Origin of the sequence: Dyella ginsengisoli, assembly GCF_044904665.1 — a bacterium.
Classification (GTDB): domain Bacteria; phylum Pseudomonadota; class Gammaproteobacteria; order Xanthomonadales; family Rhodanobacteraceae; genus Dyella_A; species Dyella_A ginsengisoli.
Map to the genome: position 1 here is coordinate 186,090 of NZ_JADIKM010000005.1, position 23,937 is coordinate 210,026.

A 23,937-nucleotide genomic window follows, 5' to 3' on the forward strand; every position below is an offset into this window, starting at 1 on the left:
GACCCCGTCGGGCGGCGTCGTGCGTTCAAGCCGCGGCAGCGGCCGCCGAGTCGCGGATCGCCTGCGGCAGCGGTACCGGCTTGCCGGTGGCGGGGTTCATCCACACCAGCACCACATGCCCGTCGCAGTAGAGCCGCTCGCCGTCGTCTGCATCGAAGATGCGATGGGCGAGGGTGATCGAGCTGTTGCCCAGCCGCTCGCAGAACAGCTCCACGGCCAGATGGCCCGGCCAGGCGATGGGTTGGCGGTAGTTGAGGTTGCTGGCCGCGAGCACGGGCATCGACGCTTCGTCGAACCATGGGCCGGGGACGTGACGCAACCACTGCAGCCGCGCCTCTTCGAGGTAGGTGAGGTAGGTGGAATTGTTGACGTGGTTGAAGGCGTCCAGGTCGCGCCAGCGCACGTCGAGACGGGCCACGAACAGCGGCGCAGGGTGTGCACGGTCTTCGACCGGCGCGGTGATGGTATCGGCGGCCGCGGGTGTGCCGGCGGCCTTGCTTGCGCGCGGCTTGCGCGCCGGCTTCGGGGTGTCCTGCGGAGAACTCACGAACGCTTCTTCCTGGGCATGGGCCGGTGCTTGTCGGCCGAGGCAATGTGCTTGGTGGCGGCCTTGGTGCGCTTGGGCGCATCGGCCCGCTTGGACTTGGTGGCGTGAGTGGATGTGAGGTGCGGCGCGAGGAAGCGGCCGGTGTGCGAGCCGGGCGTGGCGGCCACCGTTTCCGGCGTGCCCGACACCAGGATGCGTCCGCCGCCGGAGCCGCCCTCGGGACCGAGGTCGACGATCCAGTCGGCGGTCTTGATCACGTCGAGGTTGTGCTCGATCACCACCACCGTGTTGCCCTGGTCGACCAGCTGATGCAGCACGTCGAGCAACTGCTCGATGTCGTGGAAGTGCAGGCCGGTGGTGGGCTCGTCGAGGATGTAAAGCGTGCGACCGGTATCGCGCTTGCTGAGCTCCTTGGACAGCTTTACGCGCTGCGCTTCGCCGCCAGACAGCGTCGTCGCGCTCTGCCCGAGCTTGATGTAGTCCAACCCCACGGCGCGCAGCGTGTCGAGCTTGCGGGCGATGGTCGGCACGTTCTCGAACAGCTTCAGCGCGTCCTCCACCGTCATGTCGAGCACGTCGGCGATGGTGTGGCCCTTGTAGAGGATGTCCAGCGTCTCGCGGTTGTAGCGCTTGCCGTGGCAGACGTCGCAGGGCACATAAACGTCGGGCAGGAAGTGCATCTCCACCTTGATCATGCCGTCGCCTTCGCAGGCCTCGCAGCGGCCGCCGCGCACATTGAAGCTGAAGCGGCCGGCGGTGTAGCCGCGCGAGCGCGCCTCCGGCACCTGCGCGAACATCTCGCGCAACGGGGTGAACAGGCCGGTGTAGGTGGCCGGGTTGGAGCGCGGCGTGCGGCCGATCGGCGACTGGTCGATGTCGACCACCTTGTCGAACAGGTCCATGCCCGAGGCCGAGGCGTACGGTGCCGGCTGCGTGCCCGCGCCGTTCAATTCCATCGCGGCGAGGCGGAACAGCGTGTCGTTGACGAGCGTGGACTTGCCCGAGCCGGACACGCCGGTGACGCAGGTGAACAGGCCGGCCGGAACCGACAGGTCGACGTTCTTCAGGTTGTTGCCGCTGGCGCCCTTGAGGTGCAGCCAGGACGCCTTGTCGATCGGCTGGCGGCGCTTCTCCGGCACCTCAATGGCGCGCTTGCCGGAGAGGAATTGACCGGTGACCGAGCGCGGCGAAGCCAGCATGTCCTCCACCGTGCCCTGCGCCACGATCTCGCCGCCGTGCACGCCGGCGCCGGGGCCGATGTCGAGCACGTGGTCGGCCATGCGGATGGCGTCCTCGTCGTGCTCGACCACGATCACCGTGTTGCCCAGGTCGCGCAGGCGGGTGAGCGTGCCGAGCAGGCGCTCGTTGTCGCGCTGGTGCAGGCCGATCGAGGGCTCGTCGAGCACGTACATCACGCCGACCAGGCCGGCGCCGATCTGGCTGGCCAGCCGGATGCGCTGCGCCTCGCCGCCGGACAGCGTGTCGGCCTGGCGATCCAGCGTGAGGTAGTTCAGGCCCACGTCGTTTAGGAAGGTGAGCCGCTCGCGGATCTCCTTGACGATCTTCACCGCGATCTCGCCGCGCCAGCCGGTGAGGGTGAGCGTGTCGAAGAACGCCAGCGTGTCGTCGATCGAGCGATGGGTCAGCGAGGGCAGCGCGTGGTCAGCCACGAACACGTTGCGCGCCGAGCGGTTCAGCCGCTGGCCTTCGCAGGTGGGGCAGGGCTGGTCGCTGATGTACTTGGATAGCTCCTCGCGCACCGCGGCCGATTCGGTTTCCTTGTAGCGCCGTTCGAGGTTGGGAACGATGCCCTCGAACGGATGCTCGCGGGTGACCCGCCCGCCGCGCTCGGTGAGGTAGCGGAAGGCGATCGCTTGCTTGCCGCTGCCGAACAGCACCGCCTGCTGGGTGGCGGCCGGCAGGTTTTTCCACGGCTCGTTGACGTCAAAGCCGTAGTGCGCAGCCAGCGACTGCAGCAGCTGGAAATAGTGCGGGTTGCGCCGATCCCAGCCGCGGATCGCGCCGCCGGCCAGCGAGAGCTCTGGATGGCCGACCACGCGGGCCGGATCGAACACCTGGGTCACGCCCAGACCGTCACAGCTGGGGCAGGCGCCGATCGGCGAGTTGAACGAGAACAGCCGCGGTTCCAGCTCCGGCAGCGAGTAGTCGCACACCGGGCAGGAGTAGCGCGAGGAGAGCATCTGGTCCGGCTGGTCGGTGTGGTCCATGTCGGCCAGCAGCACCAGCCCGTCGCCCAGCCTTAGCGCGGTCTCGAACGACTCGGCCAGGCGCTGCTTGATGTCCTCGCGTGGGCGGAAGCGATCGATCACCACTTCGATGGTGTGCTTCTGGCGCAGGGTGAGCGGCGGCACGGCATCCAGGTCGTATACCGCACCGTCGACGCGGGCGCGCACGAAGCCCTGGGCGCGCAGCTGGTCGAACACCTGCACGTGCTCGCCCTTGCGGTCGCGGATCACCGGCGCCAGCAGCATCAGGCGCTTTTCCGGATCCATTGCCAGCGTGGCATCGACCATCTGGCTGACCGTCTGCGCCTCCAGCGGAATGCCGTGGTCGGGGCAGCGCGGCGTGCCCACGCGGGCGTACAGCAGGCGCAGATAGTCGTACACCTCGGTGATCGTGCCCACCGTGGAGCGCGGGTTGTGCGAGGTGGATTTCTGCTCGATCGAGATCGCCGGCGACAGGCCCTCGATGTGGTCCACATCGGGTTTCTCCATCATCGACAGGAACTGCCTCGCATACGCCGAGAGCGACTCGACGTAGCGCCGCTGTCCCTCGGCGTAGATGGTGTCGAAGGCGAGTGAGGATTTGCCCGAGCCGGACAGGCCGGTGATCACGATCAGGCGATCGCGCGGCAGGTCCAGGTCGATGTTCTTGAGATTGTGCGTGCGTGCGCCGCGGATGCGAATGGTGTCCATCGCGCCGTGATATGGGGGAAACGATCACTATACCAATGCCCCGTGATCGGACCGTCGCGCCGGCGGCCGGTGCGTCACTCGTCCGCATCAGCGTCCGGAGCGTTTTGTCGGCAGCGGCGGCTGTGGCTAAATGCCGGGCTGATCAGCCAACCTGGAGTGGATACGCATGAAGCCGAAATCGATCAAACGCGCCTGGCGCACACTGGCCTGCAGCGCCGTCTTCGCCCTCGCCTGCAGTCCGGCATGGGCCGCCCAGGCCAGCGCCAAGCAGGTGCGCGAGCTGATGGACGTGTTCGGCGTCAATCGCATGTTCCAGCAGATGAACACTCAGATGGCCGGCATGATGGGCCAGCAGCTGCCCTGCGTGCCCGCCAGTTACTGGAACAACTTTCTCGACGAGAAGGGCATGCAGGAGCTGTCGGAAAAGATGATCCCGATCTACCAGCGCCATTTCAGCGCCGAAGACATCGACGGCCTGCTGAAGTTCTACCGTTCGCCGTTGGGCCGCAAGGTGGTCGCCGAGATGCCCGCCACCATGGCCGAGGGCATGCAGGTGGGCCAGCAGTGGGGCCGTGAGCGCGGTCAGGCAATGATGGAGCAGCTGCAGAAGGCTGGCACCATCACCGGCGAGGGGCACTGCCCGGCCACCGCACCGGCTCAACCCGTGCTGAGCAAGCCGGCGGCCAAGCCTTCCAAATAGGCGCCGGGGCTGCCGATTCGAGGGGTGGTCAAGGATTGACCAGCGCGCACGGGGCTCGCTATAATCATGAGTCCGCCGGGGTCAGAGCATCGCCCGCGGAACCCAAGAGAATAACGACAGAAGGGACAATCCCATGAGTTATGCAGTCATCAAGACCGGTGGCAAGCAGTACCGCGTGCAGCAGGGTGACGTCCTGCGCGTGGAGCTGCTGAACGCCGAAGAAGGCGCCACCGTGAGCTTCGACGAAGTTCTGCTGGTGGGCGAAGGCGAGTCGATCACCGTGGGCGCGCCCATCGTGTCGGGCGCCACCGTCAGCGCCACCGTGCGCAAGCACGGCCGTGCGGACAAGATCCGCATCATCAAGTTCCGCCGCCGCAAGCACCACAAGAAGCAGCAGGGACATCGTCAGCATTTCACCGAAGTCGAAATCACGGGCATCAACGCCTGAGCAACTGGAGCATTGAGTCATGGCACATAAAAAAGGCGTAGGTTCCAGCCGCAACGGTCGCGATTCGAACCCGAAGTATCTCGGCGTCAAGATCTACGGCGGCCAAGCCATCGAGGCCGGCAACATCATCGTGCGTCAGCGCGGTACCCAGTTCCACGCCGGCACCGGCGTCGGCCTGGGTCGCGACCACACGCTGTTTGCGCTGGTCGACGGCACTGTGCAGTTCAAGGTCCGCGGCGAGAAGAACCGCCGTTTCGTGGACGTGATCCCGGCCTGAGCCCGTCACGACGCGTTGTGCAAGGGCCCCGCTCCGGCGGGGCCTTTGTTTTTCAGGCGGGCGTGAAAAGCTCCGTGGCAATCGCCATCGGACTAATCTTGTCCCGCCCTGCCCATAGCACCCGGATGTATTCCCATGAAATTCGTCGATGAAGCAGTCATCAAGGTCCAGGCCGGCGACGGCGGCAATGGCTGCATCAGCTTCCGCCGCGAGAAGTTCATCCCGTTCGGCGGTCCCGACGGCGGCGACGGCGGCTTCGGCGGTTCGGTGTGGCTGGTCGCCGACGAGGGGCTCAATACCCTGATCGATTTTCGCCACCAGCGCAGCTTCAAGGCGCAGCGCGGCCAGAACGGCATGGGCAGCCAGATGTACGGCAAGGGCGGCGAGGACACCATGGTCCGCGTGCCGATCGGCACCGTGGTCACCAACGTGGACACCGACGAGATCATCGGCGACCTCACCCAGCACGGCCAGCGCCTGCTGGTGGCGCAGGGCGGCAAGGGCGGGCTGGGCAACATCCATTTCAAGAGCTCGGTGAACCGGGCGCCGCGCAAGTCCACCCCGGGTACGCCCGGTGACGTGCGCGAGCTCAAGCTCGAGCTGAAGCTGCTGGCGGACGTGGGGCTGCTCGGTTTTCCGAACGCGGGCAAATCGACCTTCATCCGGGCGGTGTCGGCGGCCACGCCGCGGGTGGCGGATTACCCGTTCACCACGCTGCACCCCAACCTTGGCGTGGTCAGCCTGGGTACCGACCAGAGCTTCGTGATCGCGGACATCCCCGGCCTGATCGAGGGCGCCGCCGATGGCGCCGGGCTGGGCATCCAGTTCCTGCGTCACGTGTCGCGCACCAGCCTGCTGCTGCATCTGGTCGACATCGCGCCGATCGACGGCGCCGACCCGGTCGAGCAGGTGCGCGCGATCGAGCAGGAGCTGGCGAAGTTCGATCCGGAGTTGCTGGAGCGCCCGCGCTGGCTGGTGCTCAACAAGGCGGACGTGCTGCCCGAGGACGAGCGCCAGAAGGTGGCCGAGGACATTGTCGCTCGCCTGGGCTGGACCCAGCCGTGGTTCCTCGTGTCGGCGATCGCGCGCGACAACACCATGGCGGTCTGCCAACAGGTGCAGCGCTTCTTCGAGGCGCAACGCGAGGCGCGGCGTGAATCTGCTGACGAGATGCCGGCCAATGATGTGCGTTTGCGCGGCGATGCCTGAGGAATCAGTGCGGACTGAGGCGCCCTTGGGCGCCTCAGTCAATCAGACACCGGCATAAAAAAAACCGGCGCCTTGGCGCCGGTTTTTTTTGCTTCCAACCGAATGATCGGAGGGCGCTTTACGCCAGCTCGCGGATCTTCGCGTTGAGGCGGCTCTTGTGGCGAGCAGCCTTGTTCTTGTGGATCAGGCCGCGCGCGGCGTAGCGGTCCATGACCGGCTGCGCAGCGGCGAACGCCTCGACGGCGGCAGCCTTGTCCTTGGCCTCGATGGCCTTGACGACCTTCTTGAGGGCGGTGCGGACCATGGAGCGGGCGCTGACGTTGCGCAGGCGGCGCTGCTCGGACTGGCGCGCGCGCTTCTTCGCGGACTTGATGTTGGCCAAGGTAAAACTCCGGAAATGCTTGGGTTGGAAAAAGACGCGCAATTATGCGGGCAATGCGCTATGGCGTCAACCGCTTAGCCTTTGCGGGGGCGGTTGCCTGCAGGGCTTTTGCAGACCCTGCGGCGGGGCGACGTGCCCGCATTGTGCCACAAGCGGACTGCCAACTCGGCCGCGTCGGCTGTCACACTACCCGGCCTGCATGGCGTGCCCGCCGAGACGGCGCATCCAGGTTCACTTCACAGAGGTAGCGTCACCCGCATGAAGTCCCCCAGCATGCTGCGCGGGCTGCTGTCGTTCAGCAGCATGACGATGATTTCGCGGGTCCTCGGCCTGATCCGCGACATTTCGATGAGCCACGTATTCGGCGCCAATGCGGCGACCGATGCGTTCGTCATCGCCTTCCGCATCCCCAATTTCATGCGGCGCCTGTTTGCCGAGGGATCATTTTCCACCGCCTTCGTGCCGGTGTTCACCGAGGTCAAGCAGGCCGGCTCGCGCGACGAGCTGAAGGAGCTTCTGGCCCGCGTCTCGGGAACACTCAGCGGCGTGCTGCTGCTGATTACCGCGCTAGGCATGATCTTCGCGCCACAGGTGGCCTCGATGTTTGCGCCGGGGGCGCTGGACAACCCGCACAAGTTCGACCTCACCGCCGATCTGGTGCGGCTGACGTTCCCCTTCATCTTCTTCGTGTCGCTGAACGCGCTCGCCGCCGGCGTATTGAACAGCTTCCACCAATTCGCACTGCCGGCGCTGGCGCCGGTGATCCTCAATATCTGCATGATCGTCGGGGCGCTGTGGCTGGCGCCGCGGTTGCATGTGCCGATCATGGCAATGGGCTGGGCGGTGCTGATCGCCGGCGTGCTGCAGTGGCTGTTCCTGCTGCCGGCGGTGCGCCGGCTCGGACTGCTGCAACGGCCGCGTTGGGGCTGGCGCCATCCGCAGGTGCGCCGGATCATGACGCTGATGGTGCCGACGCTGTTCGGCTCCTCCGTGGCCCAGCTCAACCTGCTGCTCGACACCGTGGTGATCTCCTACCTAGTGACCGGTTCGCAGACCTGGCTGTGGCAGTCCACCCGCTTCCTCGAACTGCCGCTGGGCGTGTTCGGCGTGGCGCTGGGCACGGTGATCCTGCCGGCGCTCTCCCGTCACCACGTCGGTACGGACCGGGCGGGCTTCTCCCGGGCGCTGGACTGGGGATTGCGCATCACCTTGCTGATCGCGCTGCCGGCGATGCTGGCGCTGCTGGTGCTGGCCGAGCCGCTGGTGGCGACGTTCTTCCAGAACGGCCACTTCTCGGCGTTCGATGCGCGCATGGCCTCGCTGTCGGTGCTGGCGCTGAGCGCCGGCCTGCCGGCCTATGCGCTGGTCAAGGTGCTGCTGCCTGCGTTCTATGCGCGGCAGGATACCCGCACCCCGGTGCGCGCCGGCGTGGCGGCGCTGGTGGCCAACATGCTGTTCAACGGCGTGTTCATCGCGCTGCTGTTCGAGCTGTGGGCGACCCCGGCGCAGAAGCACGGCAGCTGGATCGACGGCATCGCCCAGGTGCCGGGTCTGCATGTGGGGCTGGCGATCGCCAGCTCGCTGTCGAGCTACGTGAACTTCGTGCTGCTGTGGCACTGGCTGCGGCGTGACGGCGTGTACCAGCGTTTGCCCGGATGGTCACGGCACTGGCTGCGGCTGGGCGTGGCGTGCGCGGCGATGGTCGCGGTGCTGCTGGCGGGTCGTTGGCTGTGGCCGGACTGGACCGACGTCGCGGTGCTGGCGCGGCTGTGGCACCTCATGGTGCTGGTGATCGCCGGCGCCGGCACCTACGTCGGCGCCCTGTTCGCGCTGGGGTTCCGGATGCGGGACCTGCGCGGTGCCTGAGCTCCAGGCGCATGCGGCCGGCCGCTATACTGGAGAGATGATCAAGCTTTCCAGGGATGTCGCCGGTGCTTGCCTGACGCCGCGCGGCAGCGTGGTGGCGATCGGCGCGTTCGACGGTCTCCATCGCGGCCATCAGGCCCTGCTGGCGCAGGTGCATGAGCGTGCGCTCGCGCTGGACGTCGAGCCGGTGGTGGTGAGTTTCGAGCCGTTGCCGCGCGCCTATTTTTCGCGCGACCCGCTGCCGCGCCTGTCCAGCGTGCGCGAGAAGTTGCGTGGCTTCGATGCCGCTGGCGTGACGCAGGCCCTCCTGCTGCGCTTCAACGCGGCGCTGGCCGCGATGTCCGCCGAGGATTTCGTGCGCCGCGTGCTGGTGGAGCGACTGGCCGCCCGCGAAGTCTGGGTGGGCGGTGATTTCCGCTTCGGCCACCGCCGCGCGGGTGATGTGGCGATGCTGGAGCGTCTGGGCGAGGCGTTCGGGTTTGTCGCGCGCACCATGGCGCCGGTCACACTGCATGACGAGCGCGTATCGGCGACCCGCGTGCGCGAGCTGCTGGCGGCCGGCAATTTCGCCGCGGCGGCACCGCTGCTCGGCCGGCCGTTCGTGATCGAGGGCAAGGTGGAGTACGGCAAGCAGCTGGGCCGCACCCTGGGCTATCCCACCGCCAACATCCACTTGCGCGAGCGGGTCAGCCCGATCCACGGCATCTTCGCGGTGCGGATCGGCCTGGGCGATGGCGAGTGCGCCTGGCCGGGCGTGGCCAGCCTGGGCGTGCGGCCCACCGTCAACGAGGTGGCCGAGCCGCTGCTGGAAGTGCACCTGTTCGATTTCGAGGGCGACCTCTACGGCCAGCGCATGGCGGTGGAGTTCGTCGGGAAGTTGCGCGACGAGCAGAAGTTCGACAGCCTCGACGCGCTGACCGCCCAGATGGAGCGCGACGCCGCGGCGGCGCGTGCCATGCTGGGCATGAATCCCGTGCTGGTGGGCGCATGAGGACCGCGCGCCGCGCCGCGCCCGCCGGGCTTGCGCCAAGCCCGACCAGCATTAGCATCTGAGGGCTGCCCGTGGCGTGCGCTGGCCGCACGCACGCGGCCAGCCATGCATCACGTTCGTCCGGGATGGCCCGGCGAACCCACCCGACGGCAACCAGGCTATGACCCAGGATTACAAGAGCACCATCAACCTGCCGCAGACGGATTTCCCGATGCGCGGCGATCTGCCCAAGCGCGAGCCCGGCTGGCTGGCGCAGTGGGAGCAGGTGGATCGCTACGCGCAGATCCAGGCGCACACGGCGGGGCGCGACAAGGTGTTCGTGCTGCACGACGGCCCGCCCTACGCCAACGGTGCCATTCACATCGGCCACGCGGTCAACAAGATCCTCAAGGACATGACGGTCAAGTCCAGGCTGCTGGCCGGCCATCGTGCACCGTACGTGCCGGGCTGGGACTGCCACGGCCTGCCGATCGAGATCGCGGTGGAGAAGAAGTACGGCAAGCCGGGCGACAAGCTCGATGCCCGTGCCTTCCGCCAGAAGTGCCGCGAGTACGCCGCCGAGCAGGTCGACGCGCAGCGCACCGACTTCAAGCGCCTGGGCGTGCTGGGCGATTGGCAGAAGCCCTATCGCACCATGGACTTCACGTACGAGGCGAGCATGGTGCGCGCGCTGGCGCGCATCGTCGCCAACGGCCATGTGGTGCGCGGCGCCAAGCCGGTCTACTGGTGCTTCGACTGCGGCTCGGCACTGGCCGAAGCGGAGATCGAGTACGCCGACAAGCAGTCGCCGGCGGTGGACGTGGCGTATGACGCGCTCGATCCGCAGGCGCTGGCCCGCCTGTTCGGCGTGGACGCGGGCGATGCCATCGTCGCCGTGCCGATCTGGACCACCACGCCATGGACCTTGCCCTCCAGCCTGGCCGTGTCGCTGGGCGCGGAGCTGGAGTACGCGCTGGTGGAAGGTCCCGCCCGCGACGGCAGGCGCGTGCTGCTGGTGATCGCCAGCGCGCTGGCCGAGCGTGCCCTGCAGCGTTACGGCGTGGAGCAGGCGGTGGTACTGGGCACGGTCAACGGCCTGGCGCTGGAAGGCGTGCAGCTGAAGCATCCGTTCTACCCGCGCGAAGTGCCGGTGATCCTGGGCGAACACGTGTCGGCCGAGGACGGTACCGGCGCCGTGCACACCGCGCCCGATCACGGCGTGGAGGATTTCACCGTGTCGCGCCAGTACGGCATCGGCACGATCAACCTGGTCGACGGCCGCGGCATCTATCGCGCCGACACGCCGTCCGCCGACGGGGTCGAGCTGGCCGGCCAGCATCTGTGGAAGGCCAACCCGGTGATCGTCGAGCTGCTGCGCGCACGCGGCGTGCTGCTGGCCCACGTCACCATCGAACACGCCTACCCGCACTGCTGGCGCCACAAGACGCCGGTGATCTACCGCGCCACGCCGCAGTGGTTCATCGGCATGGAGCAGGCCGGCCTGCGCGACACGGCGCTGAAGTCGATCAAGGAGGTGCGCTGGGTGCCGGGCTGGGGCGAGGAGCGCATCGCCGGCATGGTGGCAGGGCGTCCGGACTGGTGCATCAGCCGCCAGCGCACCTGGGGCGTGCCGATCGCGCTGTTCGTGCACAAGGCCACGCAGGAGCCGCACCCGGATTCCGTCGCGTTGATGGAGCAGGTGGCGCGGCGGATGGAGCAGGGCGGCATCGATGCGTGGTACGAGCTCGATGCAGCCGAGCTGCTCGGTGACCAGGCCGGCGATTACGAGAAAGTCACCGACGTGCTCGACGTGTGGTTCGACTCCGGCGTCACCCACTTCGGCGTGATCGGCCAGCGCCCCGAGCTGCAGCAGGGCGACGCGCACGACTACAAGGTGATGTACCTGGAAGGCTCCGACCAGCATCGCGGCTGGTTCCAGTCGTCGTTGCTCACGTCGTCGGCGATCCACGGTCGCGCGCCTTACAACGACGTGCTCACCCACGGCTTCACCGTCGACGCCTCCGGCCGCAAGATGTCCAAGTCGCTGGGCAACGTGGTGGCGCCGCAGAAGGTGATGGACACGCTGGGCGCCGACGTGCTGCGCCTGTGGGTGGCCTCGGCCGACTACCGCAACGAGATGACCGTCTCGGACGAGATCTTGAAGCGCGTCTCGGACAGCTACCGCCGCATCCGCAACACCGCGCGCTTCCTGCTCGGCAATCTCGACGGTTTCGATCCGGCCAAGCATCTGCTGCCGGTGGAGGAATCGTTGCTGCTCGACCAGTGGGCCGTGCAGCAGGCGTACGACCTGCAGCAGGCGGTGGTCGCCGCGTACGACCGCTACGACTTCCCCGAAGTGGTGGCGCGGGTGCAGAACTTCTGCACCAACGAACTGGGTGCGCTGTACCTGGACATCACCAAGGACCGGCTCTACACCATGCCGACCGACAGCCGCGGCCGGCGCAGCGCGCAGAGCGCGATGTACCGCATCGCCGAGGCAATGGTGCGCTGGTTGGCGCCGGTGCTCAGCTTCACCGCCGAGGAAATCTGGCAGGCATTACCCGGCGCGCGCGGCGAGACGGTGCTGTTCGAGACCTGGTACGAAGGTCTTGCGGCCACGCAGGCGTCGCCGGAGCAGCGTCGCTACTGGGCCGACCTGCTGGCGATCCGCGACAGCGCCTCGCGGGTGCTCGAGGGCATGCGCAAGGCCGAGCAGATCGGCGCGGCGCTGGAGGCCAAGGTCACGGTGCATGTCGACGATGCGCTGCGTGCCCGTTACGCCCCGGCGGCGGGCGAATTGCGCTTCTTCTTCATCACCTCCGAGCTGACGCTGGCACCGCTGGCTCCGAGGCCCGACGATGCGGCGAAGGTCGAGCTGGACGGCAGCGAGGCGTGGGTTTCCTCCAGCGTCAGCGACGCGGCCAAGTGCGTACGCTGCTGGCATCGTCGCGACGACGTGGGCAGCCACGCCGATCACCCCGAGCTGTGCGGCCGCTGCGTGAGCAACGTCGAGGGCCCCGGCGAGGATCGGCGCTGGTTCTGACCTGCGCACTTCAAGCCTGTGTAGGAGCTCACCCTGTGCGCGATCGCTCTGGCGTCAATTGAGGCCAAAGGCAATCGTGCACAGGGTGCGCTCCTACCCACAAGGAATCAGAATCATCGAATCGGAAGCTACGCCGCCCATGACCACCAAACCCAACGCGCTTCCCTGGCTGCTGCTTTCCGCCGCCGTCATTGCGCTCGACCAGCTCAGCAAACAGTGGGCGCTGGGCGCACTGCAGCCCGCCGGCATGCCGCATCCGGTGATCCCCGGCTTCCTCAACTGGACCTTGGCGTTCAACACCGGCGCGGCCTTCAGCTTTCTCGCCGAAGGGGCCGGCTGGCAGCGCTGGTTCTTCGTGGTACTGGCGCTGGTGATCAGTGCCGTGCTGGCGGTGTGGCTGGCGCGCACCGCGCGGCGCGACTGGCGCACGGCGGCGCCGCTGGCGCTGATCATCGGGGGCGCGCTCGGCAACCTGATCGACCGCCTGCACGCGGCGGCCGTCACCGACTTCATCCAGGTCTACTGGCGCCAGTGGAGCTACCCGGTATTCAACGTGGCCGACTGCGGCATCAGCGTGGGCGCGGTGATGCTGATCGTATTTGGCCTGTGGGCCGGCAAGCGCTCCGCGGCCTGAGGGAAGCCACGAGCGGCATGCGATAATGGCCGCCTGCTTCCCACTTTCGAGACATCCGTGGACATCCTTCTCGCCAATCCCCGCGGTTTCTGCGCCGGCGTCGATCGCGCCATCGCCATCGTCGAGCGCGCGCTGGAATCCTACGGGGCGCCGATCTACGTGCGGCACGAGGTGGTGCACAACCGCTACGTGGTCGACAAGCTGCGCGCCGACGGCGCGGTGTTCGTGGAAGAGCTCCACGAGGTACCGGACGGCGCCACCGTTATTTTCAGCGCCCACGGCGTTTCGCAAGCGGTGCGCGAGGAGGCCGAGCAGCGTTCGCTCAAGGTGTTCGACGCCACCTGTCCGCTGGTGACCAAGGTGCACATGGAAGTGGCGCGGCTGGGGCGCATCGGTCGCAGCGTGGTCCTGATCGGTCACGCGGGCCATCCCGAGGTCGAGGGCACCATGGGGCAGTGGAACTCGGCCAACCGCGGCGAGATCCTGCTGGTGGAATCGGTCGAGCAGGTGGCCACGCTGGCGCCGGCATTCGCGCACGAGCTGTCCTATGTCACCCAGACCACGCTGTCGGTGGACGACACCAAGGCCATCATCATTGCCCTGCGCGAACGGTTCCCCGACATCGAGGGGCCGCGCAAGGACGACATCTGCTACGCCACGCAGAACCGTCAGGATGCGGTGCGGCGACTGGCCGAATCGGTCGACCTGGTGCTGGTGGTTGGTTCGGTGAACAGCTCCAATTCCAACCGGCTGCGCGAACTGGCCGAGAAGCAGGGCGTGCGCTCGTTCCTGATCGATGGTGCCGAGCATATCGAGCGGGACTGGCTCGCAGGCGTGCAGCGCATTGGCGTCACCGCCGGTGCCTCCGCCCCGGACAAGCTCGTGAAGGAAGTCATCGCCCGGTTGCAGTCATGGGGGGCGGGCGAGGTGCGCGAGCTGGACGGCGAACCGGAAAACATCACCTTTGCCCTGCCCAAGGAGCTGCGCCTGGCAGACGGCCACGCTGGCATCGCCTGAGCCCGACAGGTCCGCCAGACCAGCAAAAAGGCCCGCATCGCTGCGGGCCTTTTTGCTGGTCTGGTGCCGGAAATAGGAATCGAACCTACGACCTACGCATTACGAATGCGCCGCTCTACCAACTGAGCTATTCCGGCGAAGAGCCGCAAAGTCTACGTAGCAGGACGGGCTTGTGCAAGCGCTAGAACTCCCTGCCGAGGGTTCGCTCAAGTTGCAAGGGGCCGGGCCGTTACCTGGAATGCACCGCCCGGTGTCCCATCGCCATGGAGTGGCACTCGACGAGCCCCCTCCTTGCTGCGATATGCGCCCCCACCGCGAATGCTTGCCGGCTGCCTTGCGGCACTGCTAGTGCTCTCCGTTGCGGCCATGGCGGGCGAGGCTGGGCCACCGGCGGGAGCTGGATTCGATCGCCTGGCGGACCAGCTGGAGCGTGGGGAGCTGGTCATCACCACACACGCCGACGCGCTCAGGCTGCTCGACCAACTCAAGCAGCAGATTCCGCCCGGGGACGATCGCCGCGAACTGCGTTACCGCTACATGTTCTGCATCCTGGGCATGGACAACGACCCGGCCAAGGGCGTGGCCTATGCCGAACAAGGCATGGCCGATGCGCGCCGCGTCGGATACGCTGATGCGGAAATCAATTTCCATTTCTGTCGCGGCTCCAAGCAGGAGTCGCTGACGACCGCCCGCGACGCGCTCCCCGATTACAACGCCGGGATCGAGCTCGCCCGCCATGCGGAAAACATCCGGCTGGTGGCCGACGGCCTGACCTGGCGCGGCTCCGTGCAATCGCTGCTGGGGGAGCATGCGCTCGCCCTCGTCGATTTCCTGGAGGCGCAGAAGTTCTACGACAGCGCCGGCGAGCCGACCGAGAGCGAGCAGAACCTCTTCAACATCGCCGTGGCATATCGACGTCTGGGCGAGCGCACCGAAGCGCGCGGCTACCTTGATCGTTTGATGCAACTCGGAGGCGAGCGCAAGGATCTGCCTCAGCAGATGGCGGCTCACATGCAGCTCGGTTTCCTCGACCTGGAGACCGGGACGGATCACCTTGCAACCGCGCGCGCGCATTTTCTTGCTGCGCTGCAGATGGCCCGGTCCATTGGGAGCCACGTGTCGCAAGGATCGGCGCACATGGGGCTGGCGCAGGTGCTCAATCAGCTGGGTGACTACCGCGGCGCCCTGAGCGAATTGGGGGCGGCGCGTGCCGAGTACATCACTACGGGCGACCATTCCGACGGCGACATGTTTGCCCTGCAGGAGGGCGAGGCGCATGCCGGCTTGGGCGATCACGTCCTGGCGATCAGCGATTTCAACCGCTCCGAAGCATTCCTGCAAAAGAGCGGCAACCTGCGCTACCTCGCCGACCTCCTCGACCATCGCTCGCGCAGCTACGAGGCCTTGGGGAAAACCGCCCAAGCGCTGGCGGATCTTCGTCGCATGGTGAAAGTTCACGAGGCGCTGGATCGAAAGGCGCAGTCGTACACCACGACCCTGATGAGCTACCAGTTTGATACCTCCCGCAAGGAGCAGGAAAACCGCAAGCTTGAGGCCGACCGCACGTTGCGCGACGAACAGCTCGCCTCGCTGCAGCGCGTGCGCCGCTGGCAACGCGTTGCGCTGACGCTCGGCGGCGTGCTGATCGTGCTGCTGCTATGGCAGGCACAGCGCCAGTTGCGCCGATCCCGCCGCCTGCACCGCATGGCCATGACCGACCCGTTGACTGGAGTGGCCAACCGGCGTGGTCTCGAATATTTCGGCGAGCGGGCGCTGCAGCACGCGCGCCTGATCGAGGAGCCCATGTCGGTTCTTGCCATGGACCTGGATCACTTCAAGCGCGTCAATGATGAATATGGACACCCGGTGGGTGATGAGGTGCTCAAGCGATTTTCTGGTCTATGCCTGGAAAGCCTGCGCCAGATCGACCGGATCGGAAGGATGGGCGGAGAAGAGTTCGTAGTAATCCTTCCCGGCACGACGCTTGAAGCGGCCACCTCCATCGCTGAGCGGATTCGCGAGGCGGTGTCGGCGTTGGCGCTGGATGACCTTGAGACGGGTCTGCGCATCTCCGTGAGCCTTGGAATCACCGAGCGACGCGAGGCTGACAGGGAATTTGCCCAGCTGGTTGCACGCGCGGACGAGGCTCTATACGTGGCCAAGCGGCAGGGCCGGAACCGGACAGAGTCCCTTTGAGGGCGGGTGCGGTCGGAGCTTGTGACGTCCGTCGCCCTTTCCAGCGCTGAACGACCGCTGATCGGGAGAATTGCGCCGCTTGTCGGGTGCTATCGAGTCTGGCCCTCCTTGGATGCTTATTCTCCATGCCTTGGAATAGGGGAGAGCCATGGGCCAGTTTTTCGGGCAACTTGATCACGCCGGGAGCAGCGTCTGCGCTGATGACAGTGGGGCGAGTACAGCTCTGCGGGTGGCTCGCAGCCACTGTCAGCTGGCGCGGCGGAAGGAGGGCGAGCGGGGATTCACTCTGATCGAGCTGATGGTGGCCGTGATGGTGGCGGCTGTATTACTTGCCATAGCCGTGCCGAGCTTCAGGTCGATTATGGTGTCGAGCCGGCTAAACACATCAGTCAACGACCTCATTGCCTCGCTCAATACGGCGCGCATGGAGGCCATCAAGACCAACTCCGGCGTGCTGTTCTGTAGTAATTCGGCTTCTACCAATACGAATACCACTGACCCTAAGGATGCTGCGTTGGGCTCCAAATGCGGTACGGATACAGGTGCGGTTATAGCGACTATTGGCTCGACCCCTACCGTTGTTCGTGCCGGTCCTGCGTTGACCACTGGTGCAATCCAGGTCAGTGGCAATGTCCAAGCCCTTCACTATGGCGGTGACGGCCTAGCCCGCGCCGTGGGACAGAGCACGCTCTACGGCGGCACTGTCGCCAAGATCTGCAGCAGCTCGCTTACTTCCAACAACATACGCACCGTCACTATGACCGGAGGCTCGATCCTTGTGACTGCGCCTAGTTCGGGGGGCTGTCCATGAGAATCACCACTGTGTTGGAAGTGCCTTCTCTTGCACTGCAGGAATGTTTTTCTGTCGCCTCGCCAGAGGCGAGGGCTTGCCATACGCCCATGCGGTCTCTTGGGGGTATGCATCGTGGCTTCAGACAGTCGGGCGTTGGGTTGATCGAGGTGCTCATTGCGGTACTGGTGCTGTCGATTGGATTTCTCGGCATGGCCGCGCTGATGGCCAAGTCGATGGCAACTAACAACAGTGCGATGGCCCGGAGTATGGCGACCATCTCCAGTTACTCCATTCTTGACGCCTTGCGGGCCGATATCGTCGCAGCAAGGGCTGGCACCTATAACGGGAAGGTGACGGCCGACTCCTGTCCTGCAGCGGGCGGCTCTTTGAGCAGTTTTCAGCTGAACCGTTGGTGCAAGGAGCTTGGCAACGCTCTAGGCGCCCAAAGCACAACCAGCGGAGAAGTTGCGTGCACCGGTGCTGGTGAATGCACGGTCACCATTACCTTCGACGACAGTCGCGCTGGCGCCGGTGGCGCTGCGGATCAGAAAGTGATCACCAAGGCTATCTTATGAGCGGACATAGCGCTTCCCCTTTCCAGTTCGTTCGACAGAAAAGCTTAATCCAGCGAAGTTCTCAGATCGGCTTCTCCCTGATCGAACTGATGATTGCGATGGTGCTCGGTCTGATTGTCATCGGCGGCGTCATCAGCGTGTTTCTAGCCGGCCAGCGGTCCTACGTCACCAACACGGCGCTTGGGGATGTGCAGGACGGCTCGCGGATCGCATTCGAGATGATGGCGCGCGACATTCGCGATGCCGGTCTTACCGGATGCGGTAATCGTGATCGCGTCTCCAATGTACTGAACAACAGTCCCACGGCAGGTGGGTCGACGTGGTGGGCGGACTGGAGCAACGCAGTTCACGGCTATGGCGCCGGCACTGCGACTGCCGACCCGGCTTTGGTGGGCTTGAACCAAGTGGGCGGAACAGATTCGCTGCAATTGCTTGGTGCAACCGATTCCGGTCTGAGCGTGGCGGCTACCCCTAGTTCAACAGCGGCGAATTTCAAGCTGAATGACAAGAGTTCCGATCTCGTTACAGGGGACGTCATTATTGTGTGCGATCCTGATCACGCTGCGATCGTCCAGATCACTGACTACAACGACAGCACCGTCACCGTTGTCCATAATGATAACAGCGGAAATAAGACCATTCCGGGCAATTGTTCCAAGGGTTTGGGTTATCCCCCTCTTTGCACCACCAACGGCAATGGTTACCAGTACGGACCGAATTCACAGATTTTCAAGTTTGCTGGTGTGGATTGGTATATTGGAACTAATCCGACGGGTGGGAAATCGCTTTATCGCGTGTCCGTGACCACCGTAAGCAATAAGCCCACTCCGACGTCCCAAGAGATGGTGCGCGACGTTACGGCCATGAGCATTCGCTACCACCAGGCGGGACAGTCTTCCTTCGTGGATGCTGCGACTGTCGGTACAAACTGGGCTGCCGTGGACGCCGTGCAGGTCCAACTCACGCTGGAGAGCGTTGACAAGAGCGCTGGCACCAACGGCAAGGCCATCGCCAGAAACTTCACTGCCACAACCACCGTGCGCAACCGAGTGCAATGACATGAGTCACGTTCACTGTTTCTCTCATTCGGCTGGAGCGACGACCCGAGGCGAGCTCTTGCGTAGGGCGCGCCGAGCACACCCGAACGGGGAGCGAGGCGTGGCTTTGGTAGTTGCGCTGATCTTGTTGGTGGTTATCTCATTGGTGGGGCTGGCGGCTTCGCGTGGCACGATCATGCAGCAGAAGATGGCCTCCAATATGTACGATCGGCAGATTGCTTTTCAGAGTGCGGAGGCTGCTATGCGTGCCGCTGCCGCCAGCATTCCCGTCAGTCCCGCCAACGTTGCCCGCAATTGCCAGTCCGCCAGCGTGATTTGTCTGGCGAACCCGTTCGACGATCCCAATCTCCCTCCCGGTAGTATCAAGAATCTTTCCACCGGCCAATACACGGCATCCACGCTCGCGACCGGTCAGCCCCAGTACGTGATCGAGAACATGGGAAATTATCAGGATCCGAACGCCAACACGGGCTTCAATCAGAGCGCCAATGCGCACAATTACGGCGTCAACGGCGGCTCCATTACCAACATCTACTACCGGGTTACTGCTCGCAGTGGCGATCCGTCCCAGGTCGATGGCCGTGCCGTGGTGGTTTTGCAAGCCATGATCAAGCAGGGCTGATTGTCTGGCCATGCGCCGAGTTAACAAGGATGCATGGGCCTCCCCATGCTGCGCCATCGCAAAGAGCGAAACCGATATGAATACCAATCCCCATACGCGCAGCAATGTTGGCCGTTTTATGAGCAGGCTGCTGACGACCGGCCTCACTGTCTGGTTGCTGGGTGTGGCATTTTCTCCAGCGCAGGCCGCCACCATGACGACACCGAGCCCGGTAGTCGACCAGGCGCCACTCATCATCCAAAAGCCGCTTCCGCCCAATCTTGTGCTGATGCTGGATGATTCTGGATCGATGGCTTGGGACTATATGCCGGATTGGGGGTATTTGAAAAATAATAGCAATAATGACGCCTTGATTGATGCGGCGAACAATGGTGTTTATTACGATCCGACGATCGTATATACCCCGCCTCTGAAGGCGGATGGTACGCGCTACCCGGACGCAACCGGCCTTACCAGTGCGTGGGTCAATGGGTTCAGTACTGCAACTTCAAAGGCTACGGCTGACTTGACGGCGTACGGCGGCGAGTCCGGTTATTTCGGTAGTAATTCTTCGCACAATATCTCATACTCATCGAACACCTTCCAGACATCAACGTATGATTACGTTGGCTATTATGATTGCCAGAGCTATTACAACAATCAAGCGGGTGCATTTGATTATAGCTATAAAACATATAATCGATATTATTCTCAAGGCCTTTGCACAGTTTACTACAACAGGGTTTTTACGGGTTATTTTCAGTATTCTCAAGGTCCTGCCGCTGGTCCCTACGTTGTTCATTATGTGGCGGCAGTCGCATGCGGAGGGCAGCCGAACTGTGTGACAGCATCCGACACTTCGGGTGTGGCGGCGCCGAATAAGGATGCTGCTGGCAATACGCTCAAGGCTCAAGATGGCACTGCTCTGACGGCAGGTCAGAATATTGCCAATTGGTTTGCGTATTATCACACTCGAATCCTGATGGCGAAGAGTGGGATGATGAATGCTTTCGCCGACATAGATCAGAATTTTCGTATTGGGTTTGGATCTATTGATGGCGGTGATAGCGGTAATAAGAATTACATAAACCTTCCTGCTGGCCGGTATAGCTACGCTGACAGCTACAACGATGGAAACAATTACATTGCGCAAGTCCAGCCCTTTGGTGTAGGCACAGATACGGGCAGCCAGAAGAGCGCCATGTGGAGTTGGATTAGTCGAGCCAAAGCCAGCGGTGGTACTCCTCTGCGTCAGGCGTTGGGCGCGGTCGGTTCGTACTACCAAACGGCTCAGCCTTGGACGTCGAAAAATCCTACGACAGGCGGCGACGAGGAATTGGCTTGTCGGCAGTCCTATACCATTCTCACCACGGATGGTTTCTGGAATGGCAACTCGCCAGGCGTGGGAAATGTGGACAACACGGCCGCAGGTCCCATCACCGGCCCAACGAATCAGCCCTTTACTTACAATCCAGCCCCTCCTTTCGCGGATGCCAACAGCGATACGCTGGCCGACGTGGCGATGAAGTATTGGGTGACGGATCTGCGTCCTGCAGCGAACGAGGTTCCGACCAATAAGGAAGACCCTGCTTTCTGGCAGCACATGACCACGTTCACGTTGGGTCTGGGCTTTACTCCACAAAACATCAGTCCTGCCGGAACTACTAGCGCCGATATTTGGAGCTGGGTCACGGGGGGCACTGTCGATCCCAACTTCAGCTGGCCAACGCCGTCAAAGGACAGCATCAACAATATTGCTGACCTCGAGCATGCGGCTGTCAATGGTCGAGGCGGATTCTATTCGGCCACGACCCCCCAGGCATTCGCCGATGGCTTGAAGCAGGCGTTGAAGCGTGCCACCGATCGGGTCGGCACCGGAGCGAGCTTGGCAGCAAATTCTACCCAGTTGAAGAATGGCGCATTTGCCTATCAAGCGAACTACTACACGGGAAATTGGAAAGGCGACTTGAAAGCCATTGCCGTGGACCCCAACAGCGGCACGCTTGCTCTTAACCCAAGCTGGACCGCGGTCAGTCAGTTGCCTGTGTTCGGCAGCCGAAATATCTATACTTACAATCCTGACGTGAGTCCGGTGGCGGCTGTGGTGTTTAACAGTACAACTGGATTGTCGAGCGCCGAATTGGCCGCGCTCGGCGCGGATGCGACCTCACAGCAGGACATGATTGACTATCTGCGCGGCGATAGTGCGAAGGAGCAAAGCGCGAAGAATGGTATCTACCGTACTCGCGAAACTCCGCTTGGCGATATTGTCGATTCTCAGCCGGTTTATGTCGGGCAGCCCTCCGCCAACCAGTTTATCAACCAGTCTTTCACCGGGACTGACGTTTACGCCAGCTATGCGGCAACCGTCCGGCAGGGGTTGATTTTCGTTGCTGCGAATGACGGCATGTTGCACGCTTTCAACGCCGATACAGGTGTCGAGACCTATGCATACCTGCCAGCCGCCGTGATTACCAGCGGCCTGAAAGCCCTCGCGGACCCGGACTACGGCACGACCTCAGCAGTACCGCACCAGTTCTTCAACGATGGCGAACTGACCGTAGCCGACGTCTATTTCGGTTCCGCGTGGCATACCGTGGCGGTGGGTACAACTGGGCGCGGGCCGGCCAAGGCAGTATATGCCCTCGATGTGACGGACCCTGCCAATATCAAGCTGTTGTGGGAGCGATCGGCCGGTGATGGCAAGGCGAACGCTGACTATATTGGCCAGATGACCGGCAAGCCTGTTATCGCCCAAACAAATGTTGCCGCCGGCGACGTCACCGGTAACGGCAACTGGTCAGTGCTCATTGGCAATGGCTATAACAGCAAGAACGGAGTGGCGGCGCTGCTGCAGTTTGCAATCAGGGATGGAACGCTCACCGTACATGCGACGGATTCTGCCGGGGGCAATGGTCTTGCGGCCCCAGCGGTCTGGATGGGTGATCTGTCGGTTGGCATCAGCACAGTCGCCTATGCGGGCGATGCGCTTGGCCGGGTGTGGTCGTTTGGCCTGAACGTCGCGACGGTGACCAAGGTAAAGGGAGTCTCTACGACCACTTATGCGTCAACCCCCTCAAGTGCCGGTGTTAAGTTGTTCACGGCGACGGATGCCGCCACGGGCGGTAATGCTCAACCGATTACCTCCGGCATGCTGGTCGGGCAGAATCCGACGACTCAGGATTTGTGGTTGTTTTTCGGTACGGGCCAATACCTGAGCAGCAGCGATCTGGTCAGCAGGTCGACTCAGTCTTGGTACGGCTTGATCGTGAAGTCCTCGACCGCAAATGTTGCGGCCGATGGGACTAATAATGTGGGTCTGGGCAACCTTGTGCAGCGCTCGATTATCGCGGAAACGCCCGGGACCCCGGCGGTCCTCAATAGCGATGGAACCGTAAAAACTGCGGCGATTGCCCCGGCTCGTGCTTTTACAGCAACTCCCACCTCATCCGACATGACTGGCAAGTCGGGTTGGTACATCAATCTGCTGTCGCCTTCCAGCGTTACCGGCACCGGTGGAGCGGTGACCTACACGCCCAATCAATTGGCCGAGGGTGAGCGGATCGTTACGCCAGTCCAGTTTCAGGGCAACCGGTTGGTGGCTACGTCGCGGATCCCGCAGGCAACGGACCTCTGCAATCCTTCCGGACGCGGCTGGATCATGGCAGTGGACCCGTTCACCGGCACGAATCCGCAAACGAGTTTCTTTGACCTCAATGGAGATGGTCAGATCAACCAACCTGCAGACTACATTATGGTGGACGGAAAACCGGTGGCGACCGGTGGCATTGGCTTTAGTTCTCTGCCCAACAATCCGATCTTCATGGGTGGCAGCATGCTGGTCAGTTTCGATAACGGCAGCGCCACCAGCATCAAGACGTCCGGCACGTCCAATACACTGCAGCGCGTTTCTTGGCGTGAGCTGATCAACCAGTAAGGAGCAACGTCATGAAAATGTCCTGGCGCGTAGTTGGTGATGGGAATGTTGCAGCTTTGCGCCGGAGGGCTATGCAGACGCCTTTTCGAAACTCTGGTGCAGGCTTCACCTTGGTCGAGTTGATGGTTGTGGTGGCTATCGTTGCGATTCTGGCAGCGATCGCACTGCCGGCCTACAGTCGGTATGTGGTCAAGACGAGAAGGGCGGCGGCCACCGCCTGTCTTTCCGAATATGCCAACTACATGGAACGTTACTACACTACCAATCTGCGTTATGACCAGGATGCCAGCGCCACGGCCAATGCCATCCCAACATTGGACTGCAGCACGCCGCAACAGACAGGCAATAACTACCAGTACACGACCACCGTACTCACCGCAAACGCTTTCACGTTCCAGGCCAAGCCCATAGGCGGACAGGCGACAAGCGATACCCAGTGCGCGACGTTGACCATCGATCAGGCGGGGAAGCGCACGGATAGCGGTACCGGGAGCCTTTCGGAGTGCTGGTGAGACGCGCCGAGACGTAACCGGTGTTGATGGCGAATTGAAGCGAGTTAGATTCGATTTGTATGCGTTGGAAAGTGGGCCGGCTTTTGCCGGTCTCCGCTATTAGTTCGTTGTAACAGAAGCCTTTGCCAGACACAGTTTCCTTACCAGCTGTTTCATTTGTTGCGCTTTGCCATTTCAGGTCCGCTTGTAGCGACTGGCCAGTGTCGGGCCGGCGCGAGGAAGGGTTTTGTGGTGAA

At 63.6% G+C, this 23,937-nt stretch carries 19 protein-coding genes and 1 tRNA gene; 16 read left to right on the forward strand and 4 right to left on the reverse strand.

Annotation, left to right across the window (positions count from 1 at the left end):
• Positions 1–25: 25 nt before the first annotated feature.
• Together ISP17_RS16790 and uvrA are read right to left on the reverse strand one after the other, a co-directional pair.
• Entirely contained in the window at positions 26–547 is a 522-nt protein-coding gene (locus tag ISP17_RS16790; protein ID WP_404635177.1) for an acyl-CoA thioesterase, read from the reverse strand.
• A complete protein-coding gene (uvrA, locus tag ISP17_RS16795; RefSeq protein WP_404635179.1) occupies positions 544–3,483 on the reverse strand; it encodes an excinuclease ABC subunit UvrA in 2,940 nt (979 codons plus the stop codon). Before uvrA ends, ISP17_RS16790 begins: the two co-directional genes overlap by 4 nt.
• A 166-nt stretch (positions 3,484–3,649) precedes the next feature.
• On the opposite strand from uvrA, the gene ISP17_RS16800 reads away from it, so the two are divergent.
• The 4 genes from ISP17_RS16800 to cgtA all read left to right on the forward strand — a co-directional run bounded on the left by ISP17_RS16800 (position 3,650) and on the right by cgtA (position 6,117).
• Complete coding sequence (locus tag ISP17_RS16800) at positions 3,650–4,183, forward strand: DUF2059 domain-containing protein (protein WP_404635181.1); 534 nt, start codon at positions 3,650–3,652, stop codon at positions 4,181–4,183.
• A 133-nt stretch (positions 4,184–4,316) separates the two neighbouring features.
• Positions 4,317–4,631 (forward strand): 50S ribosomal protein L21, encoded by a 315-nt coding sequence (rplU, locus tag ISP17_RS16805; protein WP_404635183.1) that lies wholly within the window; start codon positions 4,317–4,319, stop codon positions 4,629–4,631.
• Positions 4,632–4,650: 19 nt separating this feature from the next.
• The gene (gene rpmA, locus ISP17_RS16810) at positions 4,651–4,908 is read left to right on the forward strand and encodes a 50S ribosomal protein L27 (RefSeq protein WP_404635185.1); all 258 of its coding nucleotides are present in this window, start codon (positions 4,651–4,653) and stop codon (positions 4,906–4,908) included.
• Between the two features lie 135 nt (positions 4,909–5,043).
• Positions 5,044–6,117 (forward strand): Obg family GTPase CgtA, encoded by a 1,074-nt coding sequence (gene cgtA, locus ISP17_RS16815; RefSeq protein ID WP_404635187.1) that lies wholly within the window; start codon positions 5,044–5,046, stop codon positions 6,115–6,117.
• A gap of 118 nt (positions 6,118–6,235) precedes the next feature.
• Here cgtA and rpsT read toward each other — a convergent pair whose 3' ends face one another.
• Complete coding sequence (gene rpsT / locus ISP17_RS16820) at positions 6,236–6,499, reverse strand: 30S ribosomal protein S20 (protein WP_017460878.1); 264 nt, start codon at positions 6,497–6,499, stop codon at positions 6,236–6,238.
• A gap of 258 nt (positions 6,500–6,757) precedes the next feature.
• Here rpsT and murJ point away from each other — a divergent pair, with 258 nt between their 5' ends.
• The 5 genes from murJ (at position 6,758) to ispH (ending at position 14,029) form a co-directional block, all read left to right on the forward strand.
• On the forward strand, positions 6,758–8,365 hold the full coding sequence (gene murJ, locus ISP17_RS16825) for a murein biosynthesis integral membrane protein MurJ (RefSeq protein WP_404635190.1): 1,608 nt from the start codon (positions 6,758–6,760) through the stop codon (positions 8,363–8,365).
• A gap of 37 nt (positions 8,366–8,402) precedes the next feature.
• A complete protein-coding gene (locus ISP17_RS16830) occupies positions 8,403–9,356 on the forward strand; it encodes a bifunctional riboflavin kinase/FAD synthetase (protein WP_404635192.1) in 954 nt (317 codons plus the stop codon).
• Positions 9,357–9,516: 160 nt separating this feature from the next.
• Entirely contained in the window at positions 9,517–12,378 is a 2,862-nt protein-coding gene (ileS, locus tag ISP17_RS16835) for an isoleucine--tRNA ligase (RefSeq protein ID WP_404635194.1), read from the forward strand.
• 139 nt (positions 12,379–12,517) lie between these two features.
• Positions 12,518–13,012 (forward strand): signal peptidase II, encoded by a 495-nt coding sequence (gene lspA, locus ISP17_RS16840; protein WP_404635196.1) that lies wholly within the window; start codon positions 12,518–12,520, stop codon positions 13,010–13,012.
• A gap of 57 nt (positions 13,013–13,069) precedes the next feature.
• Positions 13,070–14,029, forward strand: coding sequence for a 4-hydroxy-3-methylbut-2-enyl diphosphate reductase (gene ispH / locus ISP17_RS16845; protein WP_404635198.1), 960 nt, complete (start codon positions 13,070–13,072; stop codon positions 14,027–14,029).
• 61 nt (positions 14,030–14,090) lie between these two features.
• Here ispH and ISP17_RS16850 read toward each other — a convergent pair.
• A tRNA-Thr gene (locus ISP17_RS16850) sits at positions 14,091–14,166 on the reverse strand.
• A gap of 229 nt (positions 14,167–14,395) precedes the next feature.
• Here ISP17_RS16850 and ISP17_RS16855 point away from each other — a divergent pair.
• The 7 genes from ISP17_RS16855 (at position 14,396) to ISP17_RS16885 (ending at position 23,701) form a co-directional block, all read left to right on the forward strand.
• Positions 14,396–16,225, forward strand: a complete 1,830-nt coding sequence (locus tag ISP17_RS16855; RefSeq protein ID WP_404635200.1) for a diguanylate cyclase — start codon at positions 14,396–14,398, stop codon at positions 16,223–16,225.
• Between the two features lie 148 nt (positions 16,226–16,373).
• Entirely contained in the window at positions 16,374–17,036 is a 663-nt protein-coding gene (locus ISP17_RS16860; RefSeq protein WP_404635202.1) for a GspH/FimT family pseudopilin, read from the forward strand.
• Between the two features lie 107 nt (positions 17,037–17,143).
• The gene (pilV, locus tag ISP17_RS16865; RefSeq protein ID WP_404635406.1) at positions 17,144–17,593 is read left to right on the forward strand and encodes a type IV pilus modification protein PilV; all 450 of its coding nucleotides are present in this window, start codon (positions 17,144–17,146) and stop codon (positions 17,591–17,593) included.
• Positions 17,590–18,651, forward strand: coding sequence for a PilW family protein (locus ISP17_RS16870; RefSeq protein ID WP_404635204.1), 1,062 nt, complete (start codon positions 17,590–17,592; stop codon positions 18,649–18,651). Before pilV ends, ISP17_RS16870 begins: the two co-directional genes overlap by 4 nt.
• 100 nt (positions 18,652–18,751) lie before the next feature.
• Positions 18,752–19,273: a pilus assembly PilX family protein gene (locus ISP17_RS16875; protein ID WP_404635207.1), complete on the forward strand. Its 522-nt coding sequence runs from the start codon at positions 18,752–18,754 to the stop codon at positions 19,271–19,273.
• A gap of 76 nt (positions 19,274–19,349) precedes the next feature.
• Positions 19,350–23,189, forward strand: a complete 3,840-nt coding sequence (locus ISP17_RS16880) for a pilus assembly protein (protein WP_404635209.1) — start codon at positions 19,350–19,352, stop codon at positions 23,187–23,189.
• An 11-nt stretch (positions 23,190–23,200) separates the two neighbouring features.
• The gene (locus ISP17_RS16885; protein ID WP_404635211.1) at positions 23,201–23,701 is read left to right on the forward strand and encodes a type IV pilin protein; all 501 of its coding nucleotides are present in this window, start codon (positions 23,201–23,203) and stop codon (positions 23,699–23,701) included.
• The last annotated feature ends 236 nt before the right edge of the window (positions 23,702–23,937 follow it).